This is a genomic window from Bacillus daqingensis (genome assembly GCF_042654445.1).
In the GTDB taxonomy this organism is placed as follows: Bacteria; Bacillota; Bacilli; order Bacillales; family Salisediminibacteriaceae; genus Alkalicoccus; species Alkalicoccus luteus.
On record NZ_JBHSGK010000005.1, the window covers coordinates 321,920 to 337,764 of the forward strand.

General features: G+C 54.0%; 14 protein-coding genes. 13 read left to right on the forward strand and 1 reads right to left on the reverse strand.

The window, feature by feature from the left end; translation table 11 throughout:
- The first annotated feature begins 280 nt into the window (after positions 1 to 280).
- The 3 genes from ACFO4L_RS07840 to fabG are packed head-to-tail and all read left to right on the forward strand — an operon-like array spanning position 281 to position 3,935.
- Complete coding sequence (locus ACFO4L_RS07840) at positions 281 to 1,849, forward strand: acyl CoA:acetate/3-ketoacid CoA transferase (protein ID WP_377909134.1); 1,569 nt, start codon at positions 281 to 283, stop codon at positions 1,847 to 1,849.
- 12 nt (positions 1,850 to 1,861) lie between these two features.
- Positions 1,862 to 3,160, forward strand: coding sequence for a GntP family permease (locus ACFO4L_RS07845; protein WP_377909135.1), 1,299 nt, complete (start codon positions 1,862 to 1,864; stop codon positions 3,158 to 3,160).
- A 34-nt stretch (positions 3,161 to 3,194) separates the two neighbouring features.
- Positions 3,195 to 3,935, forward strand: coding sequence for a 3-oxoacyl-ACP reductase FabG (fabG, locus tag ACFO4L_RS07850; RefSeq protein WP_377909136.1), 741 nt, complete (start codon positions 3,195 to 3,197; stop codon positions 3,933 to 3,935).
- An 873-nt stretch (positions 3,936 to 4,808) separates the two neighbouring features.
- On the opposite strand, the gene ACFO4L_RS07855 is transcribed toward fabG, so the two are convergent.
- The gene (locus tag ACFO4L_RS07855; RefSeq protein ID WP_377909137.1) at positions 4,809 to 6,137 is read right to left on the reverse strand and encodes an FAD-dependent oxidoreductase; all 1,329 of its coding nucleotides are present in this window, start codon (positions 6,135 to 6,137) and stop codon (positions 4,809 to 4,811) included.
- Between the two features lie 192 nt (positions 6,138 to 6,329).
- On the opposite strand from ACFO4L_RS07855, the gene prfA reads away from it, so the two are divergent.
- From prfA to ACFO4L_RS07905, 10 genes are all read left to right on the forward strand, one after another.
- A complete protein-coding gene (gene prfA, locus ACFO4L_RS07860; RefSeq protein ID WP_377909138.1) occupies positions 6,330 to 7,397 on the forward strand; it encodes a peptide chain release factor 1 in 1,068 nt (355 codons plus the stop codon).
- A 10-nt stretch (positions 7,398 to 7,407) separates the two neighbouring features.
- The gene (gene prmC / locus ACFO4L_RS07865; RefSeq protein WP_377909139.1) at positions 7,408 to 8,262 is read left to right on the forward strand and encodes a peptide chain release factor N(5)-glutamine methyltransferase; all 855 of its coding nucleotides are present in this window, start codon (positions 7,408 to 7,410) and stop codon (positions 8,260 to 8,262) included.
- A 142-nt stretch (positions 8,263 to 8,404) separates the two neighbouring features.
- A complete protein-coding gene (locus ACFO4L_RS07870; RefSeq protein ID WP_377909140.1) occupies positions 8,405 to 9,457 on the forward strand; it encodes an L-threonylcarbamoyladenylate synthase in 1,053 nt (350 codons plus the stop codon).
- Between the two features lie 173 nt (positions 9,458 to 9,630).
- Positions 9,631 to 10,296 (forward strand): low molecular weight protein arginine phosphatase, encoded by a 666-nt coding sequence (locus tag ACFO4L_RS07875; RefSeq protein ID WP_377909141.1) that lies wholly within the window; start codon positions 9,631 to 9,633, stop codon positions 10,294 to 10,296.
- A gap of 5 nt (positions 10,297 to 10,301) precedes the next feature.
- Positions 10,302 to 10,742 (forward strand): ribose 5-phosphate isomerase B, encoded by a 441-nt coding sequence (rpiB, locus tag ACFO4L_RS07880; protein ID WP_377909142.1) that lies wholly within the window; start codon positions 10,302 to 10,304, stop codon positions 10,740 to 10,742.
- A gap of 13 nt (positions 10,743 to 10,755) precedes the next feature.
- Complete coding sequence (locus tag ACFO4L_RS07885) at positions 10,756 to 11,295, forward strand: TIGR01440 family protein (RefSeq protein WP_377909143.1); 540 nt, start codon at positions 10,756 to 10,758, stop codon at positions 11,293 to 11,295.
- A gap of 225 nt (positions 11,296 to 11,520) precedes the next feature.
- The gene (locus ACFO4L_RS07890; RefSeq protein WP_377909144.1) at positions 11,521 to 12,492 is read left to right on the forward strand and encodes a LytTR family transcriptional regulator DNA-binding domain-containing protein; all 972 of its coding nucleotides are present in this window, start codon (positions 11,521 to 11,523) and stop codon (positions 12,490 to 12,492) included.
- 106 nt (positions 12,493 to 12,598) lie between these two features.
- Entirely contained in the window at positions 12,599 to 13,450 is an 852-nt protein-coding gene (locus ACFO4L_RS07895; RefSeq protein ID WP_377909145.1) for an ABC transporter ATP-binding protein, read from the forward strand.
- Positions 13,447 to 14,157: an ABC transporter permease gene (locus tag ACFO4L_RS07900; RefSeq protein ID WP_377909146.1), complete on the forward strand. Its 711-nt coding sequence runs from the start codon at positions 13,447 to 13,449 to the stop codon at positions 14,155 to 14,157. Before ACFO4L_RS07895 ends, ACFO4L_RS07900 begins: the two co-directional genes overlap by 4 nt.
- 225 nt (positions 14,158 to 14,382) lie before the next feature.
- A complete protein-coding gene (locus tag ACFO4L_RS07905) occupies positions 14,383 to 15,648 on the forward strand; it encodes a serine hydroxymethyltransferase (RefSeq protein WP_377909147.1) in 1,266 nt (421 codons plus the stop codon).
- The last annotated feature ends 197 nt before the right edge of the window (positions 15,649 to 15,845 follow it).

The following is a 15,845-nucleotide window of genomic DNA, read 5'->3' on the forward strand; positions in this document are numbered from 1 at the left end:
CCCGGCGTATTCTTTTTTTACCGGCATCCAGCGGTTCGGGCAATACAATTGAAAGTGTCCGCTTTATCTGACACATGTTCACTTCTTCTGAAAAACATGTATGAATACGCTTACATATTGATTAGAGTCATTCGATTATCTGTTTAGAAATACGTACAACTTTATCCGTTAGATTGAAAGCGCTTTCTATAAAACCCTGTCATACCGCAAGTTTTGTCGGTGAGAAGTTGGCACGGAACTTGCAATGTAACGTGGCAGAACGTTTTTAGGAGGGACTCGCATGTCAAAAGTAAGGAGCGCCCGTGAAGCAGCGGGCATGATTGAGAACGGATCGACAGTAGCTACAGGAGGATTTGTCGGCACGGGGGTGCCGGAAGGGCTCGCGATCGCCATTGAAGAACGCTTTTTAGAGGAGCAAGCACCGGCCGGACTGACGCTGATGTACGCAGCAGGCCAAGGGGACGGAAAAGCAAAAGGGCTGAATCATTTCGGACATCCCGGATTTTTAAAGCGCGTCGTCGGCGGCCACTGGGGGCTTGCGCCCAAAATGGCGGAGCTTGCGATTGCCAACAAAGTAGAGGCTTACAATCTGCCGCAGGGCATCATCACCCACATGTTCCGGGATACAGCTGCCGGCAAGCCAGGAACGATTTCCCACGTCGGCCTGCGCACTTTTGTTGACCCGCGCAAGGGCGGAGGACGAATCAACAACGTCACGACGGAAGAACTCGTCGAGCTGATGGAAATCGGCGGCCGGGAGTATCTGTTTTACAAGACGTTTCCGATTCACGTCGGACTCATTCGCGCGACGTATGCAGATGAAGAGGGAAATGCCGTCATGACGAAGGAAGCCGGAAGCCTGGAAGCACTTTCGATTGCGCAGGCAGCTAAAAACAGCGGCGGCATCGTGCTGCTGCAGGTGGAAAAGGTGGTCGAGCGCGGCACGCTTGATCCGAAGCTCGTCAAAATTCCCGGCATCCTCGTCGATGCAGTCGTAGAAGCAGCGCCGGAGCATCACATGCAGACATTTGCCGAGCAGTACAACCCGTCTTATTCCGGCGAGATCAAACGATCGCTTGATTCACTCGAGCCGCTGCCGCTCAATGAACGTAAAATAATCGCGCGCCGTGCGGCGATGCAGCTGATCCCGGCAGCGATCACGAACCTTGGCATTGGCGTGCCGGAAGGAGTGGCAGCTGTAGCAAGTGAAGAAGGCGTACTCAGCGACATGCGTCTGACGGTGGAATCCGGACCGATCGGCGGCATGCCGGCAGGCGGACTCAGCTTTGGCGCTGCGAATAACCCGGATGCCATCATTGATCAACCGTATCAGTTTGATTTTTACGACGGGGGCGGACTCGACATCGCCTTTCTCGGACTCGCGCAGCTGGATCAGGAAGGAAACGTGAATGTCAGCAAGTTCGGCTCAAAGGTCACGGGAGCAGGCGGCTTCATTAATATTTCGCAAAACGCGCAGAAGGTGGTTTTCTGCGGCACGTTTACTGCAGGCGGCCTGAAAGTGGATGTCGAAGATGGCGAGCTCCGTATTTTACAGGAGGGAAAGGTGCAGAAATTCCTCGAGCAGGTCGAGCAGACGACGTTCAGCGGCACATACGCCGCCGAGCTGGAGCGGCCGATCATGTACGTGACCGAGCGGGCCGTATTCGAACTGACAAAAGACGGGCTCATGCTGACCGAGATTGCACCGGGTGTCGATCTCGAAGCCGACATTCTCGCACAGATGAACTTCCGGCCGGTTATTTCGCCGGAGTTGAAAACGATGGATAAAATGATTTTCAACCGGGAACGCATGGGGCTTCAGGAGGCTATGCAGCCGGCAGTTAACTAAGGGGGGACACTCATGTTAGGCATATTTCTAGGGCTATTACTTATTATGGGGCTTGCATACGCCGGGTGGTCGATCATCTGGGTAGCCCCGATCGCAGCAGGGGTCGTCGCATTAACAGGCGGATTGGATCTGCTTGACGCCTACACGAATACGTACATGGACGGCTTCGTCGGTTTTGCACGTGACTGGTTTCCTGTCTTTATGCTCGGCGCGATCTTCGGGAAGCTGATGGAGGATACCGGGATGGCCCGGTCTGTTGCAGAAGCGCTCACGAAGGTGATCGGCACGAAGCGGGCTATTTTAGGGGTTATCGTATCAGCAGCTGTACTGACGTACGGCGGGGTCAGCCTGTTCGTCGTTGTATTTGCGGTGTACCCGCTTGCGCTTGCCATGTTCCGGGACGCCAATATTCCGCGCCGGCTCATTCCGCCGACGGTTGCGCTCGGAGCTTTTACGTTTACGATGACGGCGATTCCCGGCACGCCGCAGATTCAAAACCTGATTCCGCGCGACTACTACCAGACGGATGCGATGGCCGCACCGATTATGGGGATTTCCGCGGCGATCGTCATGGCTGTCGGCGGCTACTTATATTTACGCTGGCGGGAAGGGAAGCTGCGTGCTGCCGGGGAAGTATATACAGAGCCGAAGGACAAAAAGGTGTTCAACCAGGAAGAGGAGGAGAAAATACCGCCGAAGCTGTTTACGGTGCTGTCGCTCGTACCGCTCGCTGCGGTCGTGCTTTCTCTGAACTTGTTCGGACTCGACATTGTCGTGGCGCTCTTGATCGGTATTTTTCTGATCATGGCATTTAATATTCACAAATTCCGCGGCTTTTCCGCCGCTGTCAACGCCGGGGCAGGCGGCTCCGTGATTGCGATCGTCAACACGAGTGCCGCTGTCGGCTTCGGGGCAGTCGTGCAGGCGGTACCGGGCTTTGACCGGCTGACCCAGCTCGTACTGAGCGTGCCGGGAAACCCGCTCTTTTCACAGGCAGTTGCCATCAACGTGCTCGCCGGTGCGACCGGGTCTGCCTCAGGCGGGATGACGATCGCGCTCAATGCGCTCGGGGACCGCTATTATGAAATTGCGATTGCGACGAATATGGAGCCGGAAGCGTTCCACCGCATCGCTTCGATTGCCTCCGGCGGACTGGACGTGCTGCCGCATAACGGTGCCGTGCTCACGCTGCTGGCGATCACGGGGATGACGCACAAAGATTCCTACAAGGATATCTTCGTCGTCGGCGCCCTGATCCCTGTCTTTTCCGCGGTCGTCGCCATTGCGGTATATGCCGTCGGATTACTGTAAAAAGAAACTCTATTAGTTTAAAGGAGAGATACACATGCGATTAAAAGATAAAGCAGCTGTCATCACAGGAGCAGGACGAGGAATTGGAGCGGCAACCGCCCTCCGGTTTGCAGAAGAAGGAGCCACTGTCGTCGTGGCAGATATGAACGAGGACGATGTGAAGCAGACGGTGGGAGCGATTGAACAGGCGGGCGGACGTGCTTCTGCCTGCACGGTCAACGTCACAGACCGCGACTCCGTGAAGGCGATGCTCGAGCAGTGCAAGCAGGAATTCGGCTCGGTCGACATCGTTGTCAGCAACGCCGGCATCACTGCAGACGCACAGCTGTTGAAAATGGAAGAAGATCAGTGGGACCGTGTCATTGACGTGAACTTAAAAGGCGTGTTCAACACCGGGCAGGCAGCTGCTGCCATTATGAAGGAACAGGGGAGCGGGGTCATTTTAAATGCGTCCTCCGTTGTTGGGAGCTACGGCAACTTCGGCCAGACAAATTATGCAGCCGCGAAATGGGGCGTGAACGGCATGACGAAAACGTGGGCCAAGGAGCTCGGCCGCTTTAATGTGCGCGTCAATGCAGTTGCTCCTGGATTCGTAAAAACGCCGATGACCGAAAAGATGCCGGACAAGGTGCTTGCCTTTATGGAAGAGAAGTCCGTCATGAACCGGCTTGCGGAAAGCCGTGACATCGCAAACGCGTATTTATTCCTCGCCTCCGACGAAGCCTCGTTTATCACCGGCGAGATTCTCGCCGTAGACGGCGGCGTTGTCATTTAATAGCTTAAAGGAAACCGGGCCGCGGCCCGGTTTTTTCTTGTTTGGGCAATGAATATAATGATGGTTTTCGACTGAGGAGCCGAAAGGCAACTTAACGAAAGGCGAAAGCGGCTTAACGCCGCCCAGCCTCCAGTAAGGATAAAATAGCGTATTTCAACTGCAGTCTATTTTCACCAGATCAACTCCCACTCTTCCAGCTGAAATTGAAGGAATAGCACCAGTCTCCTAGGCATGCGTGTATGCACGCAAAAGCCTTTCAACTTACATGTTGATTCGTTTGGTTGACTTTCCCCTCTGCTTACCGAGCCTGCCTTGGGCTGGCCTTCAGCTATTTCTCAGGGTAACCCTGTATGAAAGGAAGAAAGGCACGGCTTCGGACACGGGCTTTTTACAAGAAGCCTTCAAGAGCCAGTCCGGCTCCGCCCGTGCGTGGATGCCGTTCGCAGATCTGGACGGTACGGCATCTTCAGACTGCGCGGCTTCCACGGGCACGCCGGACACATCGGGAAAACGGCTCTGCTTGTTGGAGAACAACGTCACGACAGACGTAACTGCTTTTTGACATTTATCATGAATTCGATGTAGGACGGACATCCCTATTTAACATCGAAACGTCTCATGAGGAAGTTCTATCCGTATGGAAGCCGATTGTGCCTTCATAACCAGGCACGTAAAACGTACGATCAGCTGCCGACATCGAAGGATCTCGGCTCAGAACGAGGCGAAGGTCCGGCGGACGGAAGAAGGGAAAGCCGAGCCCGTTCTCTCCGGAAAGCGAGGGTCCGCAGATACAGGCAGCCGCCATCTTATTCACCTAAAATGACTTTATCCACAGTCTGAAAAGCCCGCACCTCGACGTGCGGGCTTTTGTTGTTATTTAAAGGCTCTTACCCCTTTTTGTACGGGATCCCATGTTGAGTTGTACGGCGGGGCGTAGCTTAAATCCAAATGTTGAATGTCGGTCGTTGTCATGTTGTTGTAAATCATGACCGAAGCCGCGTCAATCCGCTTGTCAACACCGGTCGTGCCGACGGCCTGGATGCCGAGGAGCCGCCCGCTGGCATCATCTTTTACGAGCTGCAGCTTCATTTTATTGGCCCCCGGGAAGTAATCGGCATACGGATGCGTCTCGATCACTTTCACGCTGCAGGCGTAGCCGGTTTCCTTTGCTTCACTCACGCCGATGCCGGTACGGCCCGCAGTGAGATCAAAAAAGCGCATGATGGCAGTACCGACAATGCCCTGGAACGTCTTCCGCTCACCGGAAATGTTGGCGCCGGCAACCCGGCCCTGCTTGTTGGCGTGCGTGCCGAGCGGAACGTAGTCATGCTGCTCTTTTATCCGGTGATACTGGGTGGCGCAGTCGCCGGCGGCATAAATGTTGGCCACGTTCGTGCGCATGTATGGATCGACAATCGCGGCTCCGGAGTAATGCAGGTGCACGCCAGTTCCTTCTAAATAGGAGGTGTTTGGCGAAATGCCGACCGCAACGATGACGCCGTCTGCTTCATACGATCCTTTTGTCGTCACAATGCGGGACACGCGGCCGTCTTCGCCTTCAAAGCGCGTGACGTCTTCATGCAGATGCAGCTCAATGCCGTGCTTTTCTGCTTCTTCGCGCAGGGCCTCGCTCACGGTTTCATCAAAGTTGCTGCCGAGTTTATCGGAGCGGTTAATGAGGCGCACCTTTTTCCCCTGCTCGACGTAATTTTCCGCTACCTCCAGTCCAATGTAGCCGGCGCCGACGATCGTAATCTGGTCGGTCTGCTCGAGGTCGTCTTTAATCGCTTTCGCATCCGGGATCGTCTTCAGCGTATGAATGCCTTCCAAATCAGCACCGTCTACCGGCAGGCGTAACGGACTGCCGCCGCTTGCACAGAGCAGCACGTCATAGCTGAAGGAAACGTCGCTGCTGCTTTCGTGATCGAACGCGTGGACGAGCTGTTTATCAGATTCGACCTTTGTCACTTCGTGGTACGTTTTCGCATCGATTCCTTTGTCGCGGAAAAAGGAAACGGGACGGGCAATCAGGTCTTCCGCCTCATCAACGGTTCCGCCCAGATAATAAGGAAGCCCGCACTGGCCGTATGAATAAATACCGCCGCGCTCGAGCACCGTAATCGAAGCGTCCTCCCGTTTATGTACAATCTGCATGGCGGCACTCATGCCGGCAGCATCTCCGCCGATAATCACTACTTTCATGCTATCCCTCCTTGCATACTGCTTCTCCTATACCCCCCGGCCCACTTTTCGTAAACACATCTGCACCCCTGTCAAATCCGGCTCTGCCCGTTGATTTTCACAGGGTTTACGCCTATACTGTGAAAAGGATAGAAAGTGCCTTCGTCTGCCCGATGGACGAGGTGACGCGAATTTAAGGTGAGGTGAAGCGACGTGTTTGATCGTCTGCAAGCAGTAGAGGACCGGTACAATCAGCTGACAGAGCTCTTGATGGATCCGGACGTCATCAGTGATAACAAAAAACTGCGCGATTATTCCAAGGAACAGTCCGACATGCAGGAAACGGTAGAAACGTACCGCCGCTATAAGGACATTAAGCAGCAGTACGACGAAGCAAAAGAAATGCTGCAGGACAGTCTCGATGATGAGATGCGTGAAATGGTAAAGATGGAAATGGATGAGCTCGGCGACGAGATCCCGGAGCTCGAGGAAAAGATGCGCGTGCTCCTGCTTCCAAAGGATCCAAACGATGACAAAAACGTCATCGTGGAAGTCCGCGGTGCAGCCGGAGGCGATGAAGCAGCTCTCTTTGCCGGAGACTTGTACCGCATGTATTCCCGCTACGCGGATCAGCAGGGCTGGAAAACGGAAGTGATTGAAGCGAACGGCACCGGCATCGGCGGCTATAAGGAAATTATCTTTATGGTAAACGGAAAGGGAGCCTTCTCCCGTCTGAAGTACGAGAACGGCGCTCACCGCGTTCAGCGCGTGCCGACGACAGAATCCGGCGGCCGGATTCATACGTCGACGGCGACGGTTGCGGTTCTGCCGGAAGCTGAAGAAGTAGAAGTCGACATTAACGAAAAAGATATCCGCGTCGATACGTTCGCATCGAGCGGACCGGGCGGCCAGTCGGTAAACACGACGATGTCTGCCGTGCGGCTTACGCACATGCCGACCGGCGTCGTCGTCTCCTGTCAGGATGAAAAATCACAGATCAAGAATAAAGAAAAAGCGATGAAGGTACTGCGTGCCCGCATCTATGACAAGTTTCAAAAGGAAGCTCAGGCAGAATACGACGAGCATCGCAAATCAGCTGTTGGCTCCGGCGACCGCTCCGAGCGGATCCGCACGTACAATTTCCCGCAGAGCCGCGTGACGGACCACCGTATTGGCCTGACGCTGCAGAAGCTGGATCAGATTTTAGAAGGCGGACTGGATGAAGTGATCGATCCGCTTATCATTGAAGAGCAGTCCCGTATGATGGAGAACGCAAACTAAGGAGATGTCCATGACGATGATGTTTGAAGCCCTCTCCCGGGCTTCTTCTTTTTTGGAGGAAGCCGGAGAAGAAAAAGAAATTGCCTCCATTCTTCTGCAGCACCATACCGGATACAGCCGGGCTCAGCTGCTGGCAGAAATGCGCAGTCCGATCGAGGAGTCACTTTTGGAACGGTACATGGAGGATGTGTGCACGGCCGCGTCCGGCGTGCCCGTGCAGCATATCACCGGCAGCGAACAATTTTACGGGCGTCGTTTTCACGTCAACCCGGACGTGCTGATTCCGCGTCCGGAAACAGAAGAGCTCGTGCAGCACGTGCTCGAGCAGTGCCGGAAGCAGGACGCATCTATAGTCGATATCGGTACGGGAAGCGGAATCATTGCCATTACACTGGCACTGGAGCTGCCGGAGTCTTCTGTCACGGCAGTTGATATATCTGAACGGGCGCTTCAAACAGCCGAACAAAACGCAGCTTCGCTTGAAGCAGATGTCACGTTTCTGCTCGGTGACCTCGTCAGTCCGGTAGCCGGACGAATGTTTGATGTACTCGTATCCAACCCGCCGTATATACCAGAGGGAGACCGGTCGTTTATGAAACGAAACGTCACCGAGCACGAGCCGGAAGGTGCCCTGTTTGCAGGGGAGGACGGACTCGTCATCTACCGTAGGCTCGCGGCGGCACTGCCTGGCATGTTAAACGAAGACGGCCTGGCAGCGTTTGAGATCGGGGACGGTCAGGGAGAAGCCGTAGCGGCGCTCCTGAAAGAGGCGCTTCCGGATGCGGAAGTGAACGTACGACGCGACATCAACGGACGGGAGCGGATCGTTTCGGCAATCCGTCAGCCTGTTCGTATCCGTGGATAACTTTTTCGGTATTCCACAAAGTTATCCACGGAATATGCGGAAGTTATACCCAGTTTCTGTGGATAAACCGTTTTTATCCACAGAATGTGTAGAGTTGTCCGGCGAACATCAGATTAAATAATTCGAGGGGAGTGGATAACTGATGGATTATCAACAAACTATCCACTGGTCTGTGGATAATGTTGGGGAAAAGACGTTTCAAGCTGCGGTCGCTGAAGCTGGGGCGCTTTTGCGTGAGGGAAAGCTGGTTGCATTTCCGACTGAAACCGTCTACGGACTCGGCGCAGATGCCCGCTCTGATGCAGCCGTCGCTTCTGTGTTTCAAGCGAAGGGCCGTCCGTCCGATAACCCGCTGATCGTGCATATCGCCGATAAACAGGATGCTGCGCTTGCTGCGGCAGCGATCACGGAAACAGCTGAAAAACTGATGGACGCCTTTTGGCCGGGGGCATTAACGATCATTCTCCCTCATAACGGCACGTTATCCACAAAGGTAACGGCAGGTTTATCCACTGTCGGCATCCGCCTGCCGGACCATCCTGCAGCACGAGCGGTGATTCGTGCTTCCGGTTGTCCCATCGCTGCTCCGAGCGCAAATCGGTCGGGAAGGCCGAGTCCAACGCGTGCGATGCACGTGGCCGAGGATTTAGATGGACGGATTGCGGGAATTTTGGACGGCGGTCCCACCGGAGTCGGATTGGAGTCTACGGTGATTGACTGTACGGTGGAACCTCCGCTTATTTTACGGCCGGGAGGCGTGACGTCAGCCGAAATCGAAGCCGTCATCGGCACCGTCGACGTGGATCCGGCGCTGTCAGAAGAAGAACAGCCGAGATCGCCTGGTATGAAATACCGCCACTATGCTCCGGAAGCACCGCTCACGCTGCTGGATGGCACCACTGCTTTCATGCATGAACAAATTCGCGCCAGCCGCGAGCGCGGGGAGCGGGTCGGCGTTATTTTAACGAAAGATCTTGCCGGAGAGAGCGGCGCCGATCGCGAATACGTGCTGCCAGCCGGCGATACCGAAACAGTCGCGCGCGAGCTTTATCATGCCCTGCGCACCTTTAAAGAAACAGAGGTCGATCAGATTTTCATGCAGGTGATTGCAGGAGAAGACCTTGGCTTTGCAGTGATGAATCGGCTCGTGAAAGCAGCTGGAGGACGCGTGCTCACGGAAAACCGTACGTTCTAGCAAATAGGCAGAATCCCGTCGCAGCGGGGTCCTGCTTTTTTTATGCGTGAAGCGGTTATCCACATGTGAATAACGGCCGAAAATCGGATAATATGGTAAAATAGAAGAGAGATTCACGACGGACGGCGTCGGGTATGAGAAGGATATAAAGACAGAACAAAGGAAGTGACAGGATGGAGAGAGTGTTATTTGTCTGCACCGGAAATACGTGCAGAAGCCCGATGGCAGAAGCCGTATTTATGGAAAAGAGAGAGCATGAGGACATGCAGGCGAAATCAGCCGGCGTGCATGCAATGGACGGCATGCCGATTTCAGAAGGTGCCAGGCAGGCGCTGGCCCGTCATAATCTAATGGAAAGTCATCAGTCACAGTCTCTGACGGAGGACCTGCTCGGCTGGGCCGATCTCGTCCTTACGATGACAGAATCGCATAAGCAGCTCGTGATTGAGCAATTTCCGGAGCGGGCGGATCACGTGTACACGCTGAAGGAATATGTGCTGGACGATCAGGAATCGCTTGATAAAATCGATGAGCTTCGCGATCATCTCGCCCAGATCGAAATGAAGCGTGCGGCTTTTGTTGCGGACAATCAGTCGGCTGTGGATAAATACAACGATGAAAGACCGATGCAGTCTGATAAGCAGAAAAAAATGGAAGAGGAGCTGCTTCAGGCGCTCGAACCGCATCAGCGCGCCATCGATCGGCTGGAATGGGATCTGCCGGCGATGGATGTCCGTGATCCATTCGGCGGAGACGAAGCCATTTACAACGCAACGTATGAAGAAATCGAAGAAGCAGTTGAGAAACTTGTAAAGAAACTAGCACAAAAGGAGATGTGACGGAAGTGAAAATTGTAGTTGGATCAGACCATGCAGGATACGCATTGAAAGAGCAGCTCGTACCCGTTATAGAAGAGCTTGGCCATGAAGTAAAGGACGTTGGCAACCACTCCGCCGATTCCGTTGATTACGCAGACTACGGCATTCCAGCTGCAGAAATGGTCGCTTCCGGCGAAGCAGACCGCGGTATTATCATCTGTGGAACCGGCATCGGCATGTCGATTTCGGCAAATAAGGTGAAAGGCATCCGCTGTGCCCTCGTGCACGACTTGTTTTCTGCAAAAGCAACGCGTGAGCACAATGACACGAACGTGCTGGCCATGGGAGAACGCGTCGTCGGGCCAGGGATCGCACAGGAAATTGTAAAGGTATGGCTCTCCACTGAATTTGAAGGCGGCCGCCACGAGCGGCGCGTCGACAAAATGATGAAATACGAAAATCGCTAGGAGGGGATCTGCCGTGGAAGAAAAGCTGAAGCACGATGTCACGCTGGCGCTGGAAGAGCTACAGGAGCAGGCCGCACTCAAGCCCGGTCAGCTGCTCGTTATTGGCACAAGTACGAGTGAAGTGCGCGGTCATAAAATCGGAAAAGCCGGCACGACAGACGTAGCGCGTGAGCTGTGGGATGCTTTTTCAGCGTTTCAGACGAAGTACGGGGTGCATCTCGTCTTCCAGGGCTGCGAACACATCAACCGCGCCTTAACGCTCGAAGCAGAGGCAGCCGAGCGGTATCACCTCGACCCGGTAACGGTCGTGCCTGTGCCGGAAGCAGGCGGCTCGATGGCAGCTCTTGCTTACGAACGAATGAATGATCCGGTCGTTGTGGAGCGTGTTCACGCTCACGCCGGGATCGACATCGGCGATACGTTTATCGGCATGCATTTAAAGGAAGTGGCCGTGCCGGTGCGCACCTCGATCAAGTCGATTGGGGAAGCACACGTCACGTTTGCGCGCACCCGGCCGAAGCTGATCGGCGGCGCACGCGCCTCCTATAAGTAGAAGACATTCCTCAGGCAGAAGCGCCTGAGGTTTTTTCGTGCAGCAGGTGATAAGTCTGCACCATGTTTGAGGGACGAAAGTCAGGGACTGCACCCTGCAATAAGAACATATGTTCTTATTGGTATCCTGCTGATAAACCGATGGTGTACATTTTTCAAGCATGCGGTAGAATTAGGAAATAGACGACTATTTCCCGGGAAATGATCCTGGTGAAAGGAGCACGTGATGACCGAATTGCACTTTATCCCGCGAGCTGGAGCCGGACGACGCCTGCCGGAGCTGACGATCCCGCTTCCAAACGAAACGATCACCGCCTGTTATACAGCGAGTGAACATCAGCTGGAGCTGATTGAGGCAATCATCGCTAAAGAAGCGGTATTCAAAGCGGAGGATGCGATGATGCCAGATGAGCAGATGTCGCTCATGCTGCGTGAAGAAGGTCTGTATCCAAAGCTTACCGTCAAAGATCAGCTCACCTTTTACAGACGCCTGTACCAGTCCAGCCTTTCAGCTAAAGCAGCAGCCGAAGAACTGCAGCTGCTTGACTGCTATCGGGACCGGATTGACCGGCTCTCCTATTCCATCCAGCGACGGATCTGCGCTGCGAAAATGCTGTTTCAGGATGCTTCTATCTATATCGTGGAAGAAATGGAGCAAAACGTCGATACCGAATCCCGTAAAATCATCCGCCGGCAGCTGCGAAAGCTTGCAGACAGCGGTCGTGCCGTGCTCATTCTCACGTCTGCAATGGAAAGTGCCATTACCGCAGCAGATGTGATATACCGGTTAAAGGAGGACGGACTGAAAGAAGTGCCGGTTGAGCACGATCATGAGACCGGTGATGCAACGGCAGATGAGGTTCGTTTCTCAAAAATCCCGGCAAAGCTGGAGGATAAAATGGTGCTGTTTGATCCTCCGGAAATTGATTATATTGAGAGCCGGGACAGCCGATCGTACATATGTATCAACAACGAATCCTATCCGTGTGCGTTTACGCTGCAGGAGCTAGAGGAGAAGCTGAAATCATTCGGCTTTTTCCGCTGTCACCGCTCCTATATAGTCAACCTGCAAAAGGTGCGCGAAGTGATCACGTGGACGCGCAACAGCTACAGTCTGCAGCTCGCAAACAAAGCAAAAACGGAAGTGCCGCTTTCCAAGCAGAAGCTCGACGAACTGCGGGCTGTTTTTGGCCTGTAAGGTGCGCTTGTCAGCCGGTCATATGCTCCGTTCAGCCGATTTTTACTGCGCCGGCACGGATTTCCTTTTACGCTGAAAGCATCAACCAGCCAAGGAGGAAATGCACATGAGTATCATCTATATGAATCAGGTGAGCAAGTATTTCGGGCAGGAAAAGGCGCTCGACGGACTGCATGTCGACATCAGCCGCGGAGAAATTTACGGGTTTCTCGGACCGAGTGGAGCTGGAAAGACGACGACGATTCATCTGCTGACCGGACAAATGCCAATTACGGATGGGGAAGCAGAAGTATTCGGAAAGCCGGCGCTGCAGATGAAGCGGCGGGAAAATTTACAGCGGATCGGGATCATGACGGAGGCAAGCGGTCTGTACCAGCGGCTGACCGTTCAGGAAAATTTAAAGCTGTTCGCAAAGCTTTATGAAGTAAAGCAGCCTGGAAAACGAATTGACGAAGTACTTGAGCTGACTGGCATGAGTAGGGAAAAGAAGAAGCCTGCCGCCAAGCTGAGCAAAGGCATGACACAGCGGGTGCTGTTTGCAAGAGCGATTCTGCATGAGCCGGAGCTGCTGTTCCTCGATGAACCGACAGCGGCGCTTGATCCGGCGAGCTCCAGCCGCATTCACCGCGGTCTGCAGGAAATGCGGGAGCAGGGGACCACGATCTTTTTAACGACGCACGATATGCAGGAAGCGGAAACGCTCTGCGACCGTGTTGCCTTCCTGGACAATGGACGGGTTCAATTGAGCGACAAGCCGAAGCTGCTGCGACAGGCGTACGCCGATGGCACGATCTCCGTTGAACTGAAGGACGGTTCAGCATACAGCCTGCAGCAGACGAAGGATGATGCGGCAAAACTCGCCGACTGGATTGGGAGCGGCCGTGTGGCTGAGGTTAAAACGAATTTGCCAACGCTTGGAGACATTTTTATTCAAACAACCGGGAGGGAGCTCGTATGAATTTTTCCATCGTCAGAACCTACGCCATCGCTGCGAAAGACATGAAGGAGCTCTCCAAGAACATGTTCGTGCTGACAACAGCCGTGATGCCATTTTTCTTCGCGCTCATGTTTGGACGCCAGGACGATATTCCGCTTGTTGTGCATTACCTCGTCATTAATCTGACGTTTGCCTCTGTCGCCTGCTTTGTGCAGACGGCGCTGATCGCTGAAGAAAAAGAAAAGAAGACGCTTCGTTCTCTCATGCTGTCACCTGCGACATCTACGGAGATTTTAACGGGAAAAAGTGCAGTAGCTGCCGCTTTGACTGCCGTAACACTCGTCATCTGCATGCAAATCACCGGCTACACGCCGGAAGGAATATACGTGTATGCAGGCCTGGCGATTTCGCTTGTGTTCTATTTAATGGTCGGTCTGCTGCTCGGTCTGCTTGCCCGGACGCTCGTAGAAGCATCGGTGCTGATTCTGCCGGTTATTTTCATTCTCGGCATGGGCGGATTATTCATCGAGTTTTTCCAGCAGTATGATATTGCTGCCTGGCTGGAATACTTGCCGAACTTTCAGTTGGAGTACATTGCGGCTGCCGTCGGCCAGGGCGGAGGACTGGCTGACGTATCCGGCTATCTGCTTGTTATTACCGGATGGACAGTTGCGGCTGCTGTACTGACGGTCGCTGTCTACCGGAAGCGGACATTCATTGAGGAGTAGACAAAATACGAATGTTTAAGCAAACAGAGCGAAGGGACATCCGTCTTTTCGCTCTGTTTTGGGAGATAAAATCACGCGAATCAACTGGTTTTTAAGAAAAAACAGAATGAAAGCGTGTTCATTCGTCCGACGAGTGCAAATTCCTTTGCTTATTTTCGCGGCAGGCGTTAAAATGAAGGGCAGTATCAAGCTAATTACGAAGAGCTTAGGGAGGGTCCATGTATAATGACAACGATCGATAAGCAGGCACTTAGTCATGTAAAGGCACAGGACGCGGAACTTTTTGAGGCAATGGAGCTGGAACTGAAGCGTCAGCGCGATAACATCGAGCTGATCGCATCCGAGAACTTTGTATCTCGTGCAGTAATGGAAGCGCAGGGATCGGTTCTCACGAACAAATATGCAGAAGGATATCCGGCAAAGCGCTATTACGGCGGCTGTGAGCACGTAGACACCGTCGAAAATATCGCGCGGGACCGCGCCAAGCAGCTGTTTGGGGCAGAGTATGCCAACGTGCAGCCGCACTCCGGCGCCCAGGCGAACATGGCTGTTTACTTTGCCTTTTTGGAGCACGGCGACAAAGTGCTCGGCATGGATCTGAACCACGGCGGACATTTAACGCACGGAAGCCCGGTCAACTTCAGCGGAAAGCAGTATGAGTTTGTCGGCTACGGCGTCGAGCCGGACACCGGTAAAATCAACTATGATACGGTGCGCGAGCTGGCGAAGGAGCACAAGCCGAAGATGATTGTTGCCGGTGCAAGCGCCTATCCGCGTGAAATTGACTTCAGCATCTTTAAGGAAATCGCGGACGAAGTCGATGCATACCTGATGGTCGACATGGCCCACATCGCAGGACTTGTCGCAACAGGCGACCACATGAACCCGGTGCCGTATGCGGACTTTGTGACCACGACAACGCACAAAACCCTTCGTGGACCGCGCGGCGGTATGATTCTCGCCAAAGAAGAGTACGGTAAAAAGCTCGATAAAGCGATTTTCCCTGGTCTGCAGGGCGGACCGCTCATGCACGTGATCAGCGCGAAGGCTGTCGCATTCGGCGAAGCGCTTCGTGACGACTTTAAAACGTATTCCCAGCAGGTGAAGAAAAATGCGGCAGCGCTCGGCAAGGCGCTCACGGACAACGGGATCGATCTCGTCTCCGGCGGCACCGACAACCACCTCGTGCTGCTCGATCTGCGCAGCTTGAACCTGACAGGAAAAGTAGCGGAAAAAGCGCTCGATGAAGTGGCCGTTACGACGAACAAAAACGCCATTCCATTCGATCCGGAAAGCCCGTTTGTCACAAGTGGTATCCGTATCGGTACAGCAGCGGTCACATCCCGCGGCTTCAAAGAACAGGAGCTGACAGAAGTAGGCGAAATCATCGCTTCTGTACTGAAGGATCCGGAAAACGAAGCAGTGCTCAAAGAAGCGCGCAGCCGCGTGGCGAAGCTGACTGCTGCCTTCCCAATGTACGAAGACGAATAGGCGCTGAGCCCTGTTTCGGGGCTGTCCATCCATCGTGGAGGACGGCCCCTTTTTTATGGAAAAGAAAGGGACGAAGCGGCGGTGGCAAGCGCTGCGGGGCAAAGAAGACCAGGTTTATGCTGCTCTTCAAGCAGCGCGAGCCGTTCATTCGGCAGGTGCATGCGTGATCAGCTCTTGCAGAGAGGGCCCTGGTACGG

Coding starts and splice junctions, on each gene's coding strand:
- ACFO4L_RS07840 (WP_377909134.1), top strand. CDS start 281: ATGTCAAAAGTAAGGAGCGCCCGTGAAGCAGCGGGCATGATTGAGAAC.
- ACFO4L_RS07845 (WP_377909135.1), top strand. CDS start 1,862: ATGTTAGGCATATTTCTAGGGCTATTACTTATTATGGGGCTTGCATAC.
- fabG (WP_377909136.1), top strand. CDS start 3,195: ATGCGATTAAAAGATAAAGCAGCTGTCATCACAGGAGCAGGACGAGGA.
- ACFO4L_RS07855 (WP_377909137.1), bottom strand. CDS start 6,137: ATGAAAGTAGTGATTATCGGCGGAGATGCTGCCGGCATGAGTGCCGCC.
- prmC (WP_377909139.1), top strand. CDS start 7,408: ATGACGATGATGTTTGAAGCCCTCTCCCGGGCTTCTTCTTTTTTGGAG.
- ACFO4L_RS07870 (WP_377909140.1), top strand. CDS start 8,405: ATGGATTATCAACAAACTATCCACTGGTCTGTGGATAATGTTGGGGAA.
- ACFO4L_RS07875 (WP_377909141.1), top strand. CDS start 9,631: ATGGAGAGAGTGTTATTTGTCTGCACCGGAAATACGTGCAGAAGCCCG.
- ACFO4L_RS07890 (WP_377909144.1), top strand. CDS start 11,521: ATGACCGAATTGCACTTTATCCCGCGAGCTGGAGCCGGACGACGCCTG.
- ACFO4L_RS07895 (WP_377909145.1), top strand. CDS start 12,599: ATGAGTATCATCTATATGAATCAGGTGAGCAAGTATTTCGGGCAGGAA.
- ACFO4L_RS07900 (WP_377909146.1), top strand. CDS start 13,447: ATGAATTTTTCCATCGTCAGAACCTACGCCATCGCTGCGAAAGACATG.
- ACFO4L_RS07905 (WP_377909147.1), top strand. CDS start 14,383: ATGACAACGATCGATAAGCAGGCACTTAGTCATGTAAAGGCACAGGAC.